Raw genomic sequence first — 18,317 nt, forward strand, 5'->3', positions numbered from 1 at the left:
GGCGCAGCGCGGGTGTTCACGTCCGTGTGGATCCCTATGACCGACAGTTTCGAGATTCGCAGAACGCGGTGATAGTTCGCACGCTCGGTGGCCGCCGACACCCGTCCGCGCTTATAAACCGATCCGGGCCAAAGGTCCGACTATGTCCGACAACGACCCGGCCGACCTGCTCCCGAACGACCGCGTGAAGCAAGCCGCCCTCGACGGCGAGGTGACGCAGCTCCACCGCGGGAACCGCTACGGCGAGGAGGGTGACACGTTCGAGGTCGACGGCGTCGCCTTCGAACTGACCGAGGTCACCGAGCGCACGCTCGGCGACATGACCGACGAGGACGCGAAGCGCGAGGGGTCGCCCTCCTTAGAGGCGTACAAGGAGCGAATGGTCCGCGCGCACGGCGGCAACTTCGACTGGGACGACGACGCCGACGTGGTCCGACACCGCTTCGAGCGGATCGACGAATAGCGAACTGAGCGACGAATAGCGGAGCGGGGAGAACGAGGCGCGCGAGCGGGGAACGCGAGCCGACTCAGTCGTCGTCCGCGGCCGCGCCGTCGCCCTCGCCCGCGGCGGTCGCCGCGTCGTCCTCGATGCTCGGCGGGTACTTCCCGCGGTCGAGCTTCAGGTCGGACTGCGGGCGCGCCATACAGGTGAGCGCGTACTCCTCGGCTTCCTCGTCGGTGAGACCGCGGGCCGCCGGCTGAGTCACCTCGCCCTCGACGATCTCCGCGGAGCAGGCGAGACACATCCCGACGCGGCAGGAGTACTCCTGGGCGATCCCCTCGTCGAAGCAGGAGCTGAGGATCGTCTCCGTGTCGGCCACCTCGATCGTCTCGCCGGTGCCGACGAACTCGACGGTGTACTCGGTCATGGCGCCGAGTACCCGCCGACCGGTCAAAAAGGGTTCCCCTCGATCGCGTCGTTGTCGCGGGGACGGAAGAGAACGAAACGAGCGGAAATCGTCGCTGAGATTTATAAATATACACACGTAACTGTGTACTGTGATGTCGACGAAAACGATCTCGCTCGACGAGGAGGCCTACGAGCGGCTCAAATCGCACAAGCGGGAGGGTGAGTCGTTTTCCGACGTGGTCAAACGGATCGCTGGTGAGCGATCGTGGACGGAAGTCGCAGGAATTCTCTCCGAAGAGGAGGGCGAGGAACTCGAATCCCTCGTCGAGGAGGGGCGGTCTCGCTCTCGCGACCGGCGCGAACAGATCGACGCAGATGTACAGGACGTCGAATGATCGAGGACACGACGTTCATTATCGATGTCCTACACGACGATCAGGACGCGATCCGATACCTCGATCTCATCGAGCGCGAGAATCGGCCCGAGAAGATCTCCTCGATGACGGTACTCGAACTGTACGAGGCGGTCCCACAGTTGAACGCTCCTGAAGACCGCCGACAGGCGATTCTCGACGTACTCGACACGCGCCACGCGGTCGTCGCCGATGAGACCGTGATGAGAAAGGCCGGGAAGATTTCCGGCTCGCTTCGCGCCCAAGGGCGAGAGATAGACAGAGAGGACTGTATCATCGGGGCGACGGCACTTTTGAACGACGAACCGGTCGTGACTCGAAACCGCGACCACTTCGAGCGTATCGACGGCCTCGACGTGGAGACGTACTGAGCGCCGGCCAGCTGGCCTCGTTTTCCTCCCACCTATCGCAACGACTAATCCCCCGCCGGACGCTTCCCGAGGTATGACCGGCAAGGCCACCGCGCGAGCCCACCCGATCCAGGGGCTCGTCAAGTACCACGGGATGCGCGACGAGGAACTGCGGCTCCCGTACCACGACAGCATCAGCCTCTGTACCGCCCCGACCGCGACGACGACCACCGTCGAGTGGCAGCCCGACGCGAGCGAGGACACCTACGTCATCGGCGGCGAGGCGGTCGACGGGCGTGCCGCCGAGCGCATCGACATGGTCGTCGACCACGTCCGCGAGCTGGCGGGCGTCGACGCCGCGGTGCGGTTAGAGAGCGAGAACTCCTTCCCGTCGAACATCGGCTTCGGCTCCTCCTCGTCCGGGTTCGCGGCCGCGGCGCTCGCCCTCGTCGAGGCCGCGGGGCTCGACATGTCGCTCCCGGAGGTCTCCACCGTCGCCCGCCGCGGCTCCTCCTCCGCGGCCCGCGCCGTCACGGGCGCGTACTCGCGGCTCGACGCCGGCCTCAACGACGAGGACTGCCGCTCCTACCGCCTCGACACCGGCGTGAGCGAGGACGGCTTCGACCCCGAGGAGGACCTCCGGATCGTCGCCGCCCACGTCCCCGCTTATAAAGAGACCGAGGAGGCGCACCGCGAGGCCGCCGCGAGCCACATGATGCAGGCGCGGACCGCGCACGTCCAGGACCAGCTGGTCGAGATGACCGACGCGCTCCGCGCGGGCGAGTTCGACCGGATCTTCGAGACGGCCGAGCACGACTCCCTCTCCCTGACGGCGACGACGATGACCGGCCCCGCGGGGTGGGTGTACTGGCAGCCCGAGACGATCGCGGTGTTCAACGCGGTCCGCGAGCTCCGGGAGGAGGGCGTCCCCGTCTACTTCTCGACGGACACAGGCGCCTCGGTGTACGTGAACACGCTCGCCGACCACGTCGACGAGGTGGAGAGCCGGATCGCCGAGATCGGCATCGACGCCGACGTCTGGGAGGTCGGCGGCCCGGCGCGCGTCCTTGACGAGAGCGAGGCGCTGTTTTAAATAACGCCTTTTTAAATAAGAACCGCCGTGCGGTGGCGCGCGCCTGCGAGCGGCCGATAGGCCGCGAGGAGCGCGTGCGAGGGAGTCGACCGCCCGGAGCAACGCGGAGGGCGGTCAACGAGGCTGGGGAGGCTTGAGGCTGCGGTGCGGTTCGGGGTGGGACTCAAAGGGGCAGCCGTGAGGCGGCCGCAGGCGACGTAAGCACTGGAGGGAGCGAGCGAAGCGAGCGACTGAAGCGCGTGGTTCGAGACGCCGGAGGCGTCTCGTCATCCCGAAAATCGGAGATTTTCGGGCGACAGCGAGCGTGCGGCCGCCTCACGGCTGGGGCTTTGATGGTGTTCTCCGTTGATTCGGGATCAACTGTTTATAAGCGAACGGCTGGGGCTTTGATGGTGTTCTCCGTCGATCCGGGACCAACTGTTTATAAGCGAACGGCTGGGGCTTTGGCGGTGGTCGCCGTCACAGCGACTCTGAATCCATCGTCACCCGCTTATTCCTCCGGATCTTCGCCGCGCGCTCGCTTGTACATCGCCAGCGCCGCCTCCCGCCGCTCCGAGTGGTCGACGATCGGCGCAGGGTACTCCGGCGCGGCGTTCGCGCGCTGTGTGGGCGACAGCTCGTGCCACTCGTGGATGAGGTCGGCGTCGAGTCCGCGCAGCTCCGGCACGTGTTCTTTTATATACTCCGCGTCGGGGTCGTACCGCTCGCCCTGTGTCATCGGGTTGAAGATGCGGAAGTACGGCTGCGCGTCGGTCCCGGTCGAGGCCGCCCACTGCCACCCGCCGTTGTCGTTGGCGGTGTCGTGGTCCGCCAACTTCTCTCGGAAGTGGTCGTAGCCGTGGCGCCAGTCGGCGAGGAGGTCCTTCGTGAGGAAGGAGGCGACGATCATCCGCACGCGGTTGTGCATGAACGCCTCCTGACGCAGCTGGCGCATCCCCGCGTCGACGATGGGGTACCCCGTCTCGCCGCGCTTCCACGCCGCGATCTCCTCGGGGTCGTCGCGCCACTCGATCCCCGCCTCGTACTCCTTGAAGTTCGACGTCACGACCTCGGGATTGTGGAAGAGCACCTGCGCGTAGAACTCCCGCCACGCCAGCTGCTGTTGGTACTCCTCGACCTGCTCGGGGGCGTCGTCGGGCCGCGCGTCCGACTCGGCCTCCGCCATCGCCTCCTCGGTCGCGGCGTACGCCTCCCGGACGCCGATCTCGCCGTACTTCAGGAACGCCGAGAGCCGGGAGGTCGCCCCCTTCGCCGGGTAGTCGCGCTCGGCCTCGTAGGCGAACACCGCCTCGTCGAGGAACTCGTCGAGGCGCTCGCGGGCGGCCGCGGTACCCGCAGACCCGATCTCCGCATCAGGCTCCGCGAAACCGAGGTCTGCGGGCGTCGGGAGGTCGCCGACTGCGAGGCCGTTCGGACCGGCGTCGGCGGTGACGCTTCCGGCGTCGGCGTCCCCGCCGTCGGCGACCGCGTCCGACGCGTCGCCCCAGTCGACCGCGTCGACCGCGTCCGCGAGCCCGTCGTCGTCGACGAGGTCCTCGCCGGCCGGCACCGGCGCCGGGTCGTCCTTCGCGCGGTCGGTCCACTTCTTCCAGTAGTAGCTGTAGACGGAGTACGGGTCGCCGGCGTTCGTCCGGATCGCGTCGGGGTCGTGGAGGACCGCGTCGTGGTGCGCCTCGCGCGCCACGTCGACCGCGTCGAGCGCGCGCCTGACGGCGGCGTCTCGCTCGCGGGCGAGTCCGGAGTAGTCGCGGTTCCAGACGACGCGCTCGGCGTCGAGCGCGTCCGCGAGCCGGGGGAGGACCGACTCGGGGTCGCCGCGCGCGACGAGCAGGTCGCTCCCGCGCTCGCGGTAGTCGTCGCGGAGCGCGGCCAGCCCGTCGAGCAGGCGGCGCACCCGCACGTCGCTCGCGTGGTCGAGGACGTCCGGATCGAAGACGAAGACGGGCGCGGCGGGGCCGCGGTCCGCGTCGTCTCCGGCCACCGTCGCGGCCGCGAGCCCGACGTTGTCGGCGACTCTGAGGTCCCGTCGGTGCCAGAACAGCTCCATGGGATCGACACGTGCGCGTCCACTGTGAAACCACCGGGATCGCAGGTCGAGCGCGGCTCGGTGTTCCGGTCAGAGCTCCAGCCGCCCCGGAACGTTCACGCGGTCCAGCATGAAGTACCCGAGCGTGAGCGTGAGGATCAACACGCCGAGCGCCGCGGCCGCGAGCAGCGCCTCGTTGCCCCCGCCGTAGTCCTCCAGCCGGAAGCTGATCACACGTCGGGAGACGGCGATGATCGCGGCGCTCACGACGATCCGGAGGACGGGCTTGCCGCGCGCGTACGCCACGAGCGTTCGGTGGACCTCGACGATGATCAGGAGGAGGAGGACGCTGTCGAGCAGCTCGACCACCTCGGCCGGATCGGTGAAGTTACCGGCGACGAGGAGGCGGTACAGCGAGACGAACAGGTCGAACACGCCGATGAGAAAGAGCAGGAGGAGGAAGTACGCCGCGCCGAGGACGAGCCACTCCATCGCCCGGGCCGCGGGATCCGCGGCGTCGTCGAGGTCGAACTCCATCGTCGGATCTCTCGGCGCCCGGCAGCAAGGGGCTTTGGGTGGACCCAGTCAGGGGCCCGCTTCGGCCCCGGTCAGCGATTCGAGCAGGCGGACGGCGGGCGCCTTCGCCAAGGGGTCGTTCCCGTTGCCGCAGTGCGGCGACTGGACGCAGGCGGGGCAGCCGCCCTCGCAGTCGCAGGTGTCGATGAGCCGCGCCGTCCGCGTCATCAGCTCCTCGATCCGCCGGTGGCCGCGGCGGGTGAGTCCGACGCCGCCGGGGTAGCCGTCGTAGACGAACACCGCCGGCCCCTCGGTGTGCGGGTGGTGCGGCGTCGAGATGCCGCCGACGTCGGCGCGGTCGCACAGCAGGTGGAACGGGAACAGCGAGATGATCCCGTGTTCGGCCGCGTGGATGCCGCCGTTGAACGCGTACTCGCCGCCCGGGATCGGTTCCCCGTCGTCGGCGGTGTCGTCAACGGCCGACTCGCCATTCGGCGGCTCGCCGCCGTCGGCGCTGACCTCGGGGTCACCCGAGCCGTCGCCGTCGACCACGTCGCCGAGGCGCCGCATCTCGCGTTCGATGTCCCCCGGGACGGGGAAGTACAGCGACTTCGTGCGCAGCGTCGTCTCGGGGAGGTCGAGCGTCGACTCGCCCAGCGACTCCCCGGTGGCGGCGTCCTTCCGCACGAACCCCGTGATCCGCTCGGTCACCGTAACGTCCGCGAAGCGGACGGGGACGTCTTCGCGCGCCGAGAGCGCGCGCTCGTCGAGGTCCTCGTTCACGACGATGTCCTTGTCGGAGCGCACCTGCGTGTAGTAGTCCGCCCACGACTGCTGGAGCTCGGCGACGTCGCGGTCGAGGTCCAGCTCGACCACCTCGTAGGTGCGGCCCTGCTGGTGGTAGATGGCGCCGGGGTGGGCGTCGCGGAGCGCGTCGGCGAAGCCGAGCGTCGCGACCGTCTCGCCGCTCGACCGCTCGATCAGCGAGATCTCGCGCTCCTCGGCGGTGCGCAGGTTCACGGACTGCTGCGGACTGGAGCCGCCCGCGTGAACCCACCGCGTGCCCGCGGCCGCCTCCCGCCGGTTCAGCACGCCCTCGTCGGTGAGGTCCGCCACGACGCCCGGGAAGGAGTCGCCGAAGAAGCGCTCGTCCTCGGGCGAGAGCCAGTTCTCGTCGGCCGCGCAGGCGACGTGGCCGGGCATGAGCTGGCCGTTCTCCGGGTCGCAGATGGCGTCCTCGGGCGGCGCGTCGAAGAAGTCGCTCGGGTTGCGCATCAGGTACTGGTCGAGCTGGTCCTCGCCGCCGACCATCACGACCAGGGCCGGGTCGTCGCCGCGGCCCGCACGGCCGGCGCGCTGGTGGGCCGACATCCGGGTTCCGGGGTAGCCGTCAAGCACCACCGCGTCGAGCCCGCCCACGTCGACGCCGAGTTCGAGGGCGCTCGTCGACCAGACGCCGCGCAGGTCGCCGGCGTGGAGGTCGGCCTCGATCTCGCGGCGCCGGTCGTCAGTGAGCGCGGCCTGGTAGGCCCCCACCTTTCCGGCGAGGTCGCGCTCACCCCGCTCGCGGAGGTCGCTCGCGCTGTCAGTCGCGTACTGCTCGGCGGTCTGGCGGGCGCGGGTGAACGCGAGCGTCTGCTGGCCCGCCGTGACGAGGTCGACGAAGAGCCGCTTGCTCTCCGTGTGGCTCGACTTGCGACGGCCGCTGCCGCGCTCCTGCCAGTCGTCGTCGTACTCCGGCGGGTTCCACAGCACCCAGTCGCGCGGCCCCCGACCCGACGTGTCCTCGTCGACGAGGGCGATCCCGTCGGGGTCGCGGCCGGTGACTGTCGCGACGTGGTCGACGGGGTTGTTGATCGTCGCCGAACAGCAGACGAACTGCGGGGCGGAGCCGAACCGCTCGCAGGTCCGCGCGAGCCGTCGAAGCGTCAGGGCGACCTGCGAGCCGAACACGCCGCGGTAGCTGTGGACCTCGTCGATCACGACGTACTCCAGCGAGGAGAAGAACCAGTCCCAGAGGCGCCCCGCGTACGGCAGCAGCGCGTAGTGGAGCATGTCCGGGTTCGAGAGGAGGACGGTCGGCCGGCGGTCGCGCACGTCCCGCTTCTCCGACTGCGACAGCCGCCCGGTGTAGGAGTCGACGGAGACCCGGCTGCCGAAGCCGAGGTCGCCGGCCAACCCCGACAGCGACTCCTCTTGGTCGGCGATCAGCGCGTTCTGCGGCCCGATGTACAGCGTCCGTCCGCCGTGATCCATCGCCGCCTCGAACGCGGGGACGGTGTACGCGAGCGACTTGCCGCTCGCCGTCTCGGTCGCGAGCACGGCGTCGTCGCCGTCGCGGACCGCCTCGATCGCGTCGGCCTGATGGCGGTAGAGCCGATCGATCCCGCGCTCCGCGAGAGCGTCGGCGAGCCGCGATTCGAGGTCGACGTCGGCGAACTCGGGCTCGCGCGCCGGGAGCCGCCGGTGGTCGGCGATCTGTCCCTCGTAGAAGGGGCGGTCCCGCAGCCACTCGATGGCGTCGTCCACGGTTACGGGACCCTGGGGTCGGCGGGGCCTAACGGTTGCGGTGGCGAGGAGTCGAATGCGGGCGACCGACCGACGGCGCTCAGTCGTCCGCGGGCGAGCGCGAGCCCCCGCCGTCGCCGGGCGAGAGGTCGACCGCCGGCTCCGCGGGGCCCTCGCGGGCGAGCGGCGGCCAGCGGACCTCGGTCGCGATCGGATCGTCGAGGTCGAGGCGCATCCGGAGGTCGCCGCGCCGCTCGACGACTTCGAAGCCGACCGTCCGGTAGACGCTCCGCGCGGGCCGGTTCCCGGTCTCGACGTGGAGTTCGATCCCCTCGCGGCCGGCCGCGGCGGCGTTGGCGATCACGTGACGGCACAGCTCCGTCCCGACGCCGCGGTCCTGCGCGTCCGGGTGGACGAAGACGGCGAGTTCGGGGGTGTCGGCGTCGGTCGGGGTGTACATCGCGTGGCCGAACAGTTCGCCGTTCCGCTCGGCGACGACGTTGTTCCCCTCCGACAGCATGGATCGGATCCAGTCGACGCGCCGGCGCCGGCTCACCGGCGGGAGCCCCTGCGCGCGGTCTGCGCGGTCGAACCGCTCGTACATCTCTGCGAGGAACGGCTCGTCCGCGTCGGTCGCGGGCCGGATCGTCCAGCGCGCGCCCTCCTTGTCGACGAAGCGCGGACACCGCGGCGGGCAGTGCGGCGTCCCCTCGCACTCGCTCCCGTCCCAGCCGTCGCAAGCGGCGCTCGCGGTATCGGGGGTCATGTCTCGACGTTGGCGTCGGGTCGTGTTATAGGGTGACAACGACTTTCACAGCGTGAGAATCGGTAACGGAGTCGGCGCCTGCCGCAACGTGGTCGGATCGGGGGCTAATCCCGGATCAGCACGATCCCTTCGCGGAACACCGCGTGGTTCGGGACGACGTGTTCCTCGCCGTCCGTCTCGATGTGGGTGACGAAGAGGTCGACCTCCTGAACGACGCCGCGCTCGCCGGCGACCCGCACCTCGTCGCCGATGCCGTACGGCTGCCGGAGAAGCAAGAAGACGCCGGCCGCGGCCGAGGCGACCAAGTCCTTCGTCGCGAGCGCGGCGAACAGCACGAGCGCGAACGCGTACGCCGCGAGCAGCACGATGAGCGCGAGCGTCTGGACGCCGACCTGGCCGAGCGCGATGAGCGTCGCGACGTACACGACGCTGTACTTCACGAGCGTCGGGAGCACGCCGAGTTCGGGGAGCTTGATCCCCCGGAGGCGCTCGGCGACGAGCAGTTCGGCCTTGTCGCCGACGACGATTCCGACGATGAACACGACCACGGCGACGAACAGCCGCGGGAGGAACGCGGCGACGCCCGACCAGAACTGTTCGAGGTAGTTCACGTCCGCGACGGTGAGCGCGACGATGACGGTGACGGCGAGGATGAAGTAGCTCGACAGCTTGGCCAAGATTCGCACCGTGGAGGTGTCGAACTCGCGGGCCGTCCGCTCGAAGGCGGTCCCCTCGATCACCTCGGGGACGCCGGCGCGCCGGAGCAGCCGACGGTTGATCACGCCGGTGAGGTACGCTAACACGAGTCCCAACAGGAGGACGCCGAGCGCCAGCCAGATCCGATACGGGACGTTCAGGAGGAACTCGGGAACGGAGATCTGAGCCGCGGACATGGGTCAGTACTCCTCCGGATCGATCTCCAAGACGAGTTCCCCGGCCTTGAACGCCCGGACGAGCCCGTCGGACTCGGAGAGGACGATGGCGGTCGAGTTCGTGTCGCGGGTGATCGCCGCGCCGGACATGTGACGCGCGCCGAGCCCCTTCGGGATGTCGACCCCCTCGGCGGCGGGTTCGAGGTAGCGGTACGCCGAGACGATCTTCCCGGAGTCGGAGACGACGAAGGCGCCGTCGAGCCGCGAGAACTCCTTGAGCATGACGTTCACGATCGGGTCGCCGACGTGGACGTGGCTCTTCTCGAAGGGGTTGTAGCTGAGCGGCCGCGACTTGTTCATCACCTTCCCCGCGTCGCCGACGACGAACAGCGCGCCCACCGGCTTCCCCTTCTGCCCCTTCTGTCCGAGCTCGATCGCGACCTCGAACACGTCGCGGATCACGCTCGGCTCCGCCCGCGAGTTGGCGAACAGGTCGTAGATACCGGTGTGGACCCCCTCGTCGACGGTCGCCCGGATCACCGCGTCCGAGCCGGCGTCGAACACCGAGGCGACGCACGCGACCTCGTCGCCCTCGGCGAGGAGCCCCTCGTCCATCGCGCCCTCGATACCGAACCGGATCCGGTCTTTGACGTTGTCGAACGGGAGGGGGAGCTCGACGAACGTCTCCGCGTCGACGTCGTTGTCGGGCGCGACGACGACGACCTCGACCTCGGCGTCGGCGTCCGCGAATCGCTCGTAGAAGGAACTCGTCGGGGAGAACAGCAGGGCGGCGTCGACGTCCTCAACGAGGTCCGCCAGGTGGTCGGTGAGCGAGGCCATTATCACACGTGACTCCCGGAGTCCGTATAGTCGTTGCGTCGTGCGGGCGTCTGACGCCCGGGCTGGATCGACGCGTGGCCCGCGTTAGAGGGTGCGTGACGAGGTCCGTCGGTTCCGAACGGAGAGCGGCTGGGTCGGCCTATCAGTACCGAAACGGAGCGAGCCGGCTCAGTCGCCGGCGGCCGAGACCGATCCCTCGGCGGCCGCCGTCCGATCCTCTCGAATCAGGTCCGCCGCCCGCTCGGCGATCGCTATCGTCGGCGCGTTCGTGTTCCCGCCGACGAGCGTGGGCATCACGCTCGCGTCGACGACGCGGAGCCCCTCGACCCCGCGGACGCGGAGCTCGTCGTCCACGACCGCCGCGTCGTCGTCGCCCATCTTACACGTCCCGACGGGGTGGTACACGGTGTGACACTCCTCGCGGACGTGTCGGGCGATCTCCTCGTCGGTCTCGACGTCCTCGCCGGGCCACAGCTCGCGGTCGAGATACTCCGAAAGCGCGTCCTGGTCGGCGATCTCGCGGGCACGCTTGACGCCCTCGACGAGGGTTTCGAGGTCCGCGCGCTCGTCGAGGTAGTTCGGGTCGATGGCGGGCGCCTCGAACGGGTCGTCCGAACTGAGCCTGACGCGGCCGCGGCTCTCCGGTCGGAGCTGCGTCGCGCCGATCGACAGCCCTCGCCCCTCCTCGGGGTTCTCGAGCCCGTGTTCCATGAAGTAGGAGGGCGCGAAGTGGAACTGGAGGTCCGGCCGGGGCTCGCCCTCGTCGGTGCGAACGAAGCCGCCGGCCTCGCCGACGTTGGAGGTGAGCTTCCCGCGCTTGAAGACGAACCAGTTGAACAGGTCCCGGAGGCTCCCGGCGTCGTCCAGCGTGCTCACGTCGTCGTCCGTCTCGTAGACGGTGAACGCGAACAGGTGGTCCTGGAGGTTCCGACCGACACCGGGCGAGGCCGCCTCCACGTCGATGCCGTGGTCCGCGAGGTGGTCGGGGTCGCCGATCCCCGAGAGCATGAGCAGCTGCGGGGAGTTGACCGCGCCGGCGCTGAGGACGACTTCCTCGGTCGCGTCGACGGACCGGATCTCGCCGTCCTGACTGTACTCCACCCCCGTCGCTCGACCGTCTTCGATGGTGACCTCGGTCACCTGCGCGCCGGTCTCGGCGGTGAGGTTCGGCCGATCGAGCGCGGGCTTGAGGTACGCGTCGGCCGCGCTGTGGCGTTTTCCGTCCTTCTGCGTGACGTGGTAGAGCCCGACGCCGGCCTGCTCGGCCCCGTTGAAGTCGTCGTTGCGGTCGTACCCGGCCTGCGCCGCGGCGCGGACGAACGCCTCGGAGGCGGGCCGCGGCGACGACTGGTCGGTGACGTTGAGCGGCCCCTCGTCCCCGTGGTAGGACGAGTCCCCCGGCTCGAACGTCTCCGCGCGCTTGAAGTACTCCAGCATCGAGTCGTACGCCCACCCGTCGTTGCCCAGCTCGGCCCAGCCGTCGTAGTCCGAGGGGTGGCCCCGAACGTAGATCATCGCGTTGGTCGAGGAACACCCCCCGAGCGTCTTGCCGCGCGGCCAGTAGAGCTCCCGGCCGGCGCAGCCGTCCTGCGGCTCGGTGTAGTACTCCCAGTCCGCGTCGGTCTTGAATAGCTCCGGGAACGCCGCCGGAATCGAGATGTTCCGGTCGTCGTCGGGCGTACCCGCCTCCAAGAGCAGGACGCTCGTCTCCAGGTCGGCGGTGAGTCGGTTCGCGAGGACGCAGCCCGCCGACCCGGCGCCGACCACGACGAAGTCGTATTCCGTGCTTGTCATGGACAGTCGTGGACGGTCGGACAATTAAGTGTACCCGTGCTACCGGCTTTGTTAAAATCCTCAGAAATTGATATTTTCGCACCCTAATCGCTCAGTACAGGGGTAGCGGCGAGCGATAGCGCGAGTGAGTATCGCAGATCGCCGGGCGCGATTCAGTATTTAAATGGCCGTGATCAACGGCGACGAACGCTTACAAATGGCAGCCGGTGACGTGGGCGACCGGAGGGAGCCCCGAGCGAACCGCGAGGCTGGGGAGGCGTGAGGTGCGGTTGCGGTGCTGTGCGGGGCGGGACTCAAAGGGGCAGTCGCGAGGCGGCCGCAGGCGACGTAAGCACCGCAACGAGGGAGCGATAGCGACTGAGTGAGGAGCGCAGCGAGCGTGCGGCCGCCTCGCGACTGGGGCTTTGAAGACGTTCACCGCAGCAGCGTCGACCACTTATAAATAGCCGACAGCAACACCGCGATCTGGCTTATAAATACCCACGCCATCACACTGAGCGACGTACGACACCAACTCCCGCGATAGATCAAGAAGCACGCTTCAGCGACCAGACGTTACAGACGAGAATATGTCTGAAGAAGAGGATTTCAGCAGAGCCGTGCTACCGAAACACGAGACGACACGCGAACCGCCGCGCACCGCCGGCGGAACGCCGTCCGACGACGTTTTCCCTCTCTGCCCGCGTTGACAGACGTGGAACCAGATTCCGTCCGAGAGTCGTGGACGAACCGGGCGGGCGAATACTCACCGGCGTACTACGCGCACTACGGGCCGAACGAGACGAGCGAGCTGATCCGCGAGGCGCTCGACGCACACCTCGACCGCGACGCCGCCGTCCTCGAACTGGGGTGCGGCTCGGGCCGACACCTCGAACACCTCGCCGACCACGGGTTCGAGGACCTCTCGGGGATCGACATCAACGCCGAGGCGTTCGAGACGATGCGAGACGCCTACCCCGAACTCGCCGCGCATGGCACGTTCTACTGCGGCGCGATCGAGGACCTCGTGGAGGAGTTCGACGACGGCGCGTTCGACGCGGTGTACTCGGTCGAGACGCTCCAACACCTCCATCCGGACGTCGAGTCGGCCTTCGCGGAGATCGCGCGGATCACCGACGACGTGCTCGTCACGGCCGAAATCGAGGACCCGACGCGCGGGTCGGCGTCGGCCGACCCGGACGTGAACTACGTCGACGACGAGACGCCGCTGTACTACCGCGACTGGGGGGAGATATTCACCTCGCTGGGCCTCGTCGAGGTCAACGTCGTCCACGGCGACAGGGACACGACGCGGACCTTCCGCGTGGCCGACTGACCGGCGCCCTCGACAGAGGCGGACGGACCGCGGCGACCCGATCTCCCGCGCGACTTTTACCCGCGAGCCGACTACCTCGACCACATGGCGACTCGCGAGGCTCTCTGGGGGTACCGGAACCGGTTCGGCGACGCCTTCGGGCGCACCTACTTCCGTCGCTTCGGACCGGGCGTCGTCTCCAGCGTCGGGATCGGGACGTACCTCGGCGAGCCGACCCCCGAAGTCGACGACGCCTCGCGCGAGTCGATCGGACTGGCGCTCCGGTCGGGCGTGAACCACGTCGACACCGCGGCCAACTACCGGTGCGGCCGCGCCGAGCGCGTCGTCGGCGAGGCGCTCCGTGACGCCCCCGTCGACCGCGAGTCGGTGGTCGTCGCGACGAAGGGCGGCTTCCTCCCGTTCGACGGGGAGCGCCCGGACGACCCGAGCGCGTACGTCCGCGAGCGGTTCGTCGAGCCCGAGATCGTCGACCCCGACGACCTCACGAACGGCGCGCACGCGATGACGCCGGAATTTCTGGAGTGGTCGCTGGACCGCTCGCTCGACCGGCTCGACCTCGACTCCGTCGACTGCTTCTACGTCCACAACCCCGAGACCCAACTCGCCGCCCGCTCGCGAGCGGACGTGTACGATGCGCTCGAAGCCGCCTTCGAGGCCCTCGAACGCCGGCGGGCCGCAGGCGACGTCGGCGCGTACGGCGTCGCGTCGTGGAGCGCGTTCCGTGTCCCCGAGGACGCCGACGACTACCTCTCGCTCGCCGAAGTGCTCGCCCGTGCCGAGGCCGCCGGCGAGGCGGTCGGTCCCGACGACGACCACGGATTCGAGGCGATTCAGCTCCCCTTCAACGTCGCGATGGCAGACGCGTTCACGCGGCGGAACCAGCCCGCGCCGCCCGGCACCGACGCCGACGGCCCAGTCTCGGCCCTCGAATTCGCCCACAAGGCCGGGCTCTCGGTCGTGACGAGCGCGAGCATCGGGCAGGGGGATCTGGCCGTCGAAGGCGCGATCCCGGCGGACGTCGACGCGACGCTCGCGGGGGAGACGCCGGCCCAGCGCGCGCTCAACTTCGCCCGGAGCGCCCCCGGCGTCACCTCCTCTCTCGTCGGGACGACCGACCCCGGCCACGTCCGCGAGAACGTTGCGGCCGGCACCTTCGACCCGCTCGGGGCGTCGGCGTTCGACGCCGTCTTCGAGTGAACACGGGCGACGGACGGGACGCCGCGGAGTCGGCCCCGTCGACCACGACGCCGCGGATCCGGCACCGGCGACGGACGCCACAAAGCGTTTGTCGGAACCGGTCCAAGCCCGTTCCATGGCCCCCACGCGACGAGCCCTCCTCGGGAGCGCCGCCCTCGGCGTCGTCGGCGCGCTCGCCGGCTGTTCCGGCGCGAGCGACCCGCAGGCGGAGTCCGCCCGACCGCAGACGAGAGGCACGGAGATGGACCCGACAGTCGTGAAGCCGCGGAACCCGTCCGGCGAGAGCGTCCTCCTCGACGGGAGCGAAGCGAACGACGAGAACAAGCCAGCCCGGATCGGTCGCGAGCTCGTCACGAGCGCGGACCGAGCGGACGAGCTGTTGGTCGCCGAGGGCGTCTCCGACGCGGACCGCGAGCGGGTCCGGTCGTTCCTCGACGAGACGGACTACGAGACGGAGACCGTGTACGTCTCGCCGGCCGGCGTCGAGTCGTGTGAGCGGCTCGACATCGAGTCGGTGTCCTGGCAGCCCGGGCGCGTCGAGTACGAGTACTGTAGCGAGCTTCGCCCGCCCGACGAGTCGTGCGAGGCCGACGAGCGGGTCGCGCTGGCACTCCTCTTCCGGCTCCCGGCCGTCCTCGACGCTCGGCTTACCCGTACCGGCGCCAGCGGGCACTCGCCGTGTCGCACGACGGACACCGAGTACGCGGTGATCGACGGGAACGCGACAGTTCCCGGGAACGAGACGGCGATCGACACGTGGGGTGACGACGGATGACGCGTCGGACGACCCGGCGCGGTGCGCTCGCCGCCGCCGGCGCGGTTGCGCTCGGTTCGCTCGTCGGGTGCTCCAGGAGGGGGAGAGAACCGCGGTTCTGGGACGACCCACCGTCGCTCGACGTCGAGGGCGTCCCGCGCGAGTTCGATCAGCCGGTCCCCAACCCGCCGCGGCTCGTCCCCGTCGACGTCGAGCCCGCGGTCGAGAGCGCGTTCGCCGACCGGGTGGACCGCCTACTCTCCCCGATCCCAGAGCCGCTGACCGAGGAGCGGCTCCCGAACGGCGAAATCCGAGAGCAGATCGAGACGGAGCGGGCGGCGGCGCGCGAGGCGCTTCCGGGGCCCGACGAGTCGCTCCCGCCGCTCCGAGCCGCCGAGCGGTACGCCGCGGCGCGCGGCCACGCCGCGACCGTCGTCGGCACGTGGGCGGCCGTGACCGTCGAGGGCGACCCGGAAGCGGTGGCCGCCGACATCGAGACGGTGCTACAGCGGGCGTCCGAGACGCTGGACGAGCTGCCGGGGACCGCGGCGGATCCCTCCGCCGGCGCCGCCGTCTACGGGCCGATCGAGCGCTGGTACGACGAGTCGCGGCGGCGGACGCTGGTCGGCGGGAACGCGGGCCCCGCCTCGCGAGCGAACCCGCTCCGGACCGGCGAGTCGGTGGGGGAGGTCGAGCGTGTCCAGTCGCTGGTCGAGGCGGGTCGGTACCTCCGCGATCGGTACCGGAGCTCGCTCGCCGATCCGGAAGCAGTCGCCGAGCCGCTCCGTCGAGAGGCGGAGCGGGTGGGCGCCAAGATCGGGGAACGGCTCCGTGAGCTCCACGGAGGGGAACCCGACCGACTCCGGTCGAGCCCCGGGACCGAGGCGTTCCTCGACGATCGACCGGTCGCGCGGGACGCGCCGAGCGTCTCGCAGCTCTCGACGGCCCGCTACCGGACGTTCGAGGACCTCCGGTTCGACCCGATACCGCTCGACGACTACCAGCCTGACCATCCGGCGACCGCGTTCACGCGGACACTCCTCGCGCGCGTGCGGTTCCGCGGGCTCGACGCCCTCGCCTCGCGGATCGAGGACGGTGAGGCGATGTTCCCCGACGACGCGGCCGCGGTCGGCGCGGCGCGGAGCGCAGCGATCGAATCGGCGGCGGCGCTCGCGGGGAGCGAGAACCCGCTGGACCGGTGGCTGGCGACGCAGTTCCTCCCGCTGTTCGCGGAGCCGGACGGGGCGCTCGCGGCGGACGACCGAAGCGCGCGGTCGACGGTCGAGGCGTACACCGCGTACCGGTGGATCGAGACGGTCACGGGAGAAGCGCGGACGGTAACTGAATCGGTCAGTGACTCGTTCGAGTCGAATTGAGCGCGGTCGGCCGCGGACGAATCGACCGCGGCGGGAGAGAGAAGAGAGGGCGACGGCAGCGGGGACCGCTCAGCGAAGCTCCTTGAACCGCGCGCCGCACTCCGGGCAGATGCGGACCGAGAACACCTCGTCGGGGTCGTTCTCCTTTTTCAACACCTGCTCGCAGTCGGCGCAGTTCAGCCGCTCGTAGGTGTCCTTCATCAGGTCGCCGTCGCGGAGCCCCTTGCGCGTGGATTTCATACCCCGCCGTTCGGGGTCGGGGCGGATAAAAACCCCGTACGACATCGGTCAGACGATCGGCCGAAATCGGCGTCAGGCGGACCGAAACCGGCGTCGTCCCGACGATCGCGGTTCGAGGTCCGAGCGCGGCCGCTTTCGCAACGCTTGTGTCCGGGCGCGCGGAATCGCCGCCGTGTCACGGACCAGGCTGTTCGGATCGCTTTGCGCGCTGGTCTTCCTCGTCAATTTCGCGCGGGTCGTGTTCGCCCCCCTCGTGGGCGAGTTCATCGACGCGTTCGGGATCCGCGAGGGGACCGCCGGGCTCATCGTCACGCTCGCGTGGCTCGGCTCGGCCGCCCCGCGGCTCCCGGCCGGCTGGGCGCTCACGCGCTTCACGCGGCGCCGCGTGATCGTCGTCTCCGGCGCGATGCTGACCGCCGGTGCGCTGGGCGTCGCGCTCGCCCCCGGCGTCCTCGCGCTGATGGTCGCCGCCTTCGCGGTCGGCCTGGCCTCCGGCGTCTACTTCGTCGCCGCGAACCCGTTCATCTCGGAGCTGTTCCCGCAGCGCGTCGGGCGCGTGATGGGCGTCCACGGCATGGCCAGCCAGCTCTCCGCCGTCATCGCCGCGCCCGCGGTCACCGTCGCGCTGTGGTACGACTGGCGGTACGCCTTCTACGCGCTCGCGCTCGCGGCGGCGGCCAGCACGGTCCTGTTCGTCGCGCTCGCGAAGCGGACCGACCTCCCCGACGCCGGCGCGAGCGACACGGACTTCCTCGCGGCCGCCCGCGGCGAGTGGAAGCTGATCGCGGCGGGCGTCGTGCTGATGGGACTCACGAGCTTCGTCTGGCAGGGCCTGTTCAACTTCTACGAGCTGTACATGATCGACAAGGGGCTGCCGCGGGCGACCGCGCGGAACCTCCTGACGGTGATCTTCGCCGCCGGCGTGCCCGCGTTCCTCGTCTCCGGCGACCTCGCGGACCGGCTCCCGCACGTGCCGTACCTGCTCGGCATCGTCTCCTCGTTCGTCGTGGGCGTCGTCCTCGTCGTCGTCGCGGAGGGGCTCGCCGCGGTGATCGCCGCGAGCGTCGTCGTCGGCTTCGCCATTCACATGCTGTTCCCGGCCGGCGACACGTACCTGCTGGCGTCGCTGCCGGACGAGTCGCGCGCGTCGGCGTACGCGATGTTCTCGGCCGGAATGATGACCACGCAGGCGGCCGGATCGTGGGTCGTCGGCGAGGCGGTCGAGGCGGGCGCGGGGTACGACGCCGTCTTCCTCGCGCTCGCGGGCGGCTTAGTGGTCCTCGTCGCCGCGTACGCGGCCCTGTACCGGCTCGGGCGCGTCCCCGGCGGCGCGGCGGGCGCGACGCGGGCGGCGTGACGCGGAAACGGCGACGGATCCGGGTAGCGTGGACCCGGGAAGCAAGGGCT

The 18,317-nt window shown here is 69.9% G+C and carries 18 protein-coding genes; 9 read left to right on the forward strand and 9 right to left on the reverse strand.

The features are described 5' to 3' along the window. Positions 1-142 precede the first annotated feature (142 nt). Positions 143-463 carry an ASCH domain-containing protein gene (locus B378_RS0108465; RefSeq protein ID WP_017343373.1) on the forward strand — a complete coding sequence of 107 codons (321 nt, stop codon included), beginning with the start codon at positions 143-145 and terminating at the stop codon, positions 461-463. 64 nt (positions 464-527) lie between these two features. Here the strand turns inward: B378_RS0108465 and B378_RS0108470 are convergent, their stop codons facing one another. Beyond that, positions 528-869, reverse strand: coding sequence for a 2Fe-2S iron-sulfur cluster-binding protein (locus B378_RS0108470; RefSeq protein ID WP_017343374.1), 342 nt, complete (start codon positions 867-869; stop codon positions 528-530). A gap of 133 nt (positions 870-1,002) precedes the next feature. On the opposite strand from B378_RS0108470, the gene B378_RS0108475 reads away from it, so the two are divergent. From B378_RS0108475 to mvaD, 3 genes are all read left to right on the forward strand, one after another. Continuing rightward, entirely contained in the window at positions 1,003-1,245 is a 243-nt protein-coding gene (locus B378_RS0108475) for an antitoxin VapB family protein (RefSeq protein ID WP_017343375.1), read from the forward strand. Then, the gene (locus tag B378_RS0108480; RefSeq protein WP_017343376.1) at positions 1,242-1,634 is read left to right on the forward strand and encodes a PIN domain-containing protein; all 393 of its coding nucleotides are present in this window, start codon (positions 1,242-1,244) and stop codon (positions 1,632-1,634) included. The genes B378_RS0108475 and B378_RS0108480 overlap by 4 nt, the downstream gene beginning before the upstream one ends. A 73-nt stretch (positions 1,635-1,707) precedes the next feature. Continuing rightward, complete coding sequence (mvaD, locus tag B378_RS0108485) at positions 1,708-2,706, forward strand: phosphomevalonate decarboxylase MvaD (protein ID WP_017343377.1); 999 nt, start codon at positions 1,708-1,710, stop codon at positions 2,704-2,706. Between the two features lie 490 nt (positions 2,707-3,196). On the opposite strand, the gene B378_RS0108490 is transcribed toward mvaD, so the two are convergent. The 7 genes from B378_RS0108490 to B378_RS0108520 form a co-directional block, all read right to left on the reverse strand. Then, a complete protein-coding gene (locus B378_RS0108490) occupies positions 3,197-4,753 on the reverse strand; it encodes a deoxyribodipyrimidine photo-lyase (protein WP_017343378.1) in 1,557 nt (518 codons plus the stop codon). Between the two features lie 69 nt (positions 4,754-4,822). After that, positions 4,823-5,269, reverse strand: a complete 447-nt coding sequence (locus B378_RS0108495; RefSeq protein WP_007344711.1) for a phosphate-starvation-inducible PsiE family protein — start codon at positions 5,267-5,269, stop codon at positions 4,823-4,825. A gap of 48 nt (positions 5,270-5,317) precedes the next feature. Further along, positions 5,318-7,777, reverse strand: coding sequence for a DEAD/DEAH box helicase (locus B378_RS0108500; protein ID WP_017343379.1), 2,460 nt, complete (start codon positions 7,775-7,777; stop codon positions 5,318-5,320). 79 nt (positions 7,778-7,856) lie between these two features. Further along, the gene (locus tag B378_RS0108505; RefSeq protein ID WP_017343380.1) at positions 7,857-8,522 is read right to left on the reverse strand and encodes a GNAT family N-acetyltransferase; all 666 of its coding nucleotides are present in this window, start codon (positions 8,520-8,522) and stop codon (positions 7,857-7,859) included. Between the two features lie 104 nt (positions 8,523-8,626). Further along, positions 8,627-9,415, reverse strand: coding sequence for a mechanosensitive ion channel family protein (locus B378_RS0108510; RefSeq protein WP_017343381.1), 789 nt, complete (start codon positions 9,413-9,415; stop codon positions 8,627-8,629). Between the two features lie 3 nt (positions 9,416-9,418). Next, positions 9,419-10,234 carry a diadenylate cyclase DacZ gene (gene dacZ, locus B378_RS0108515; protein ID WP_017343382.1) on the reverse strand — a complete coding sequence of 272 codons (816 nt, stop codon included), beginning with the start codon at positions 10,232-10,234 and terminating at the stop codon, positions 9,419-9,421. Positions 10,235-10,402: 168 nt separating this feature from the next. Beyond that, positions 10,403-12,028: a GMC family oxidoreductase gene (locus tag B378_RS0108520; protein ID WP_017343383.1), complete on the reverse strand. Its 1,626-nt coding sequence runs from the start codon at positions 12,026-12,028 to the stop codon at positions 10,403-10,405. A gap of 694 nt (positions 12,029-12,722) precedes the next feature. On the opposite strand from B378_RS0108520, the gene B378_RS0108525 reads away from it, so the two are divergent. From B378_RS0108525 to B378_RS0108540, 4 genes are all read left to right on the forward strand, one after another. Then, complete coding sequence (locus B378_RS0108525; protein ID WP_017343384.1) at positions 12,723-13,343, forward strand: class I SAM-dependent methyltransferase; 621 nt, start codon at positions 12,723-12,725, stop codon at positions 13,341-13,343. Positions 13,344-13,427: 84 nt separating this feature from the next. Further along, a complete protein-coding gene (locus tag B378_RS0108530) occupies positions 13,428-14,540 on the forward strand; it encodes an aldo/keto reductase (protein ID WP_017343385.1) in 1,113 nt (370 codons plus the stop codon). 115 nt (positions 14,541-14,655) lie between these two features. Beyond that, positions 14,656-15,315, forward strand: a complete 660-nt coding sequence (locus tag B378_RS0108535; RefSeq protein WP_017343386.1) for a hypothetical protein — start codon at positions 14,656-14,658, stop codon at positions 15,313-15,315. Next, the gene (locus B378_RS0108540) at positions 15,312-16,670 is read left to right on the forward strand and encodes a hypothetical protein (RefSeq protein ID WP_017343387.1); all 1,359 of its coding nucleotides are present in this window, start codon (positions 15,312-15,314) and stop codon (positions 16,668-16,670) included. Before B378_RS0108535 ends, B378_RS0108540 begins: the two co-directional genes overlap by 4 nt. A 69-nt stretch (positions 16,671-16,739) precedes the next feature. Here the strand turns inward: B378_RS0108540 and B378_RS17065 are convergent, their stop codons facing one another. Beyond that, the gene (locus B378_RS17065) at positions 16,740-16,910 is read right to left on the reverse strand and encodes an HVO_0758 family zinc finger protein (RefSeq protein WP_004595617.1); all 171 of its coding nucleotides are present in this window, start codon (positions 16,908-16,910) and stop codon (positions 16,740-16,742) included. A gap of 172 nt (positions 16,911-17,082) precedes the next feature. On the opposite strand from B378_RS17065, the gene B378_RS0108550 reads away from it, so the two are divergent. Further along, a complete protein-coding gene (locus B378_RS0108550) occupies positions 17,083-18,267 on the forward strand; it encodes a CynX/NimT family MFS transporter (protein WP_017343388.1) in 1,185 nt (394 codons plus the stop codon). The last annotated feature ends 50 nt before the right edge of the window (positions 18,268-18,317 follow it).

Source organism: Halorubrum sp. T3 (assembly GCF_000296615.1).
GTDB classification, from domain to species: domain Archaea; phylum Halobacteriota; class Halobacteria; order Halobacteriales; family Haloferacaceae; genus Halorubrum; species Halorubrum ruber.

What these genes read in the sequence shown, in the direction of transcription:
- B378_RS0108465 (WP_017343373.1), top strand. Translation starts at nt 143, where the DNA reads ATGTCCGACAACGACCCGGCCGACCTGCTCCCGAACGACCGCGTGAAG.
- B378_RS0108470 (WP_017343374.1), bottom strand. Translation starts at nt 869, where the DNA reads ATGACCGAGTACACCGTCGAGTTCGTCGGCACCGGCGAGACGATCGAG.
- B378_RS0108475 (WP_017343375.1), top strand. Translation starts at nt 1,003, where the DNA reads ATGTCGACGAAAACGATCTCGCTCGACGAGGAGGCCTACGAGCGGCTC.
- B378_RS0108480 (WP_017343376.1), top strand. Translation starts at nt 1,242, where the DNA reads ATGATCGAGGACACGACGTTCATTATCGATGTCCTACACGACGATCAG.
- mvaD (WP_017343377.1), top strand. Translation starts at nt 1,708, where the DNA reads ATGACCGGCAAGGCCACCGCGCGAGCCCACCCGATCCAGGGGCTCGTC.
- B378_RS0108490 (WP_017343378.1), bottom strand. Translation starts at nt 4,753, where the DNA reads ATGGAGCTGTTCTGGCACCGACGGGACCTCAGAGTCGCCGACAACGTC.
- B378_RS0108495 (WP_007344711.1), bottom strand. Translation starts at nt 5,269, where the DNA reads ATGGAGTTCGACCTCGACGACGCCGCGGATCCCGCGGCCCGGGCGATG.
- B378_RS0108505 (WP_017343380.1), bottom strand. Translation starts at nt 8,522, where the DNA reads ATGACCCCCGATACCGCGAGCGCCGCTTGCGACGGCTGGGACGGGAGC.
- B378_RS0108510 (WP_017343381.1), bottom strand. Translation starts at nt 9,415, where the DNA reads ATGTCCGCGGCTCAGATCTCCGTTCCCGAGTTCCTCCTGAACGTCCCG.
- dacZ (WP_017343382.1), bottom strand. Translation starts at nt 10,234, where the DNA reads ATGGCCTCGCTCACCGACCACCTGGCGGACCTCGTTGAGGACGTCGAC.
- B378_RS0108520 (WP_017343383.1), bottom strand. Translation starts at nt 12,028, where the DNA reads ATGACAAGCACGGAATACGACTTCGTCGTGGTCGGCGCCGGGTCGGCG.
- B378_RS0108530 (WP_017343385.1), top strand. Translation starts at nt 13,428, where the DNA reads ATGGCGACTCGCGAGGCTCTCTGGGGGTACCGGAACCGGTTCGGCGAC.
- B378_RS0108535 (WP_017343386.1), top strand. Translation starts at nt 14,656, where the DNA reads ATGGCCCCCACGCGACGAGCCCTCCTCGGGAGCGCCGCCCTCGGCGTC.
- B378_RS0108540 (WP_017343387.1), top strand. Translation starts at nt 15,312, where the DNA reads ATGACGCGTCGGACGACCCGGCGCGGTGCGCTCGCCGCCGCCGGCGCG.
- B378_RS17065 (WP_004595617.1), bottom strand. Translation starts at nt 16,910, where the DNA reads ATGAAATCCACGCGCAAGGGGCTCCGCGACGGCGACCTGATGAAGGAC.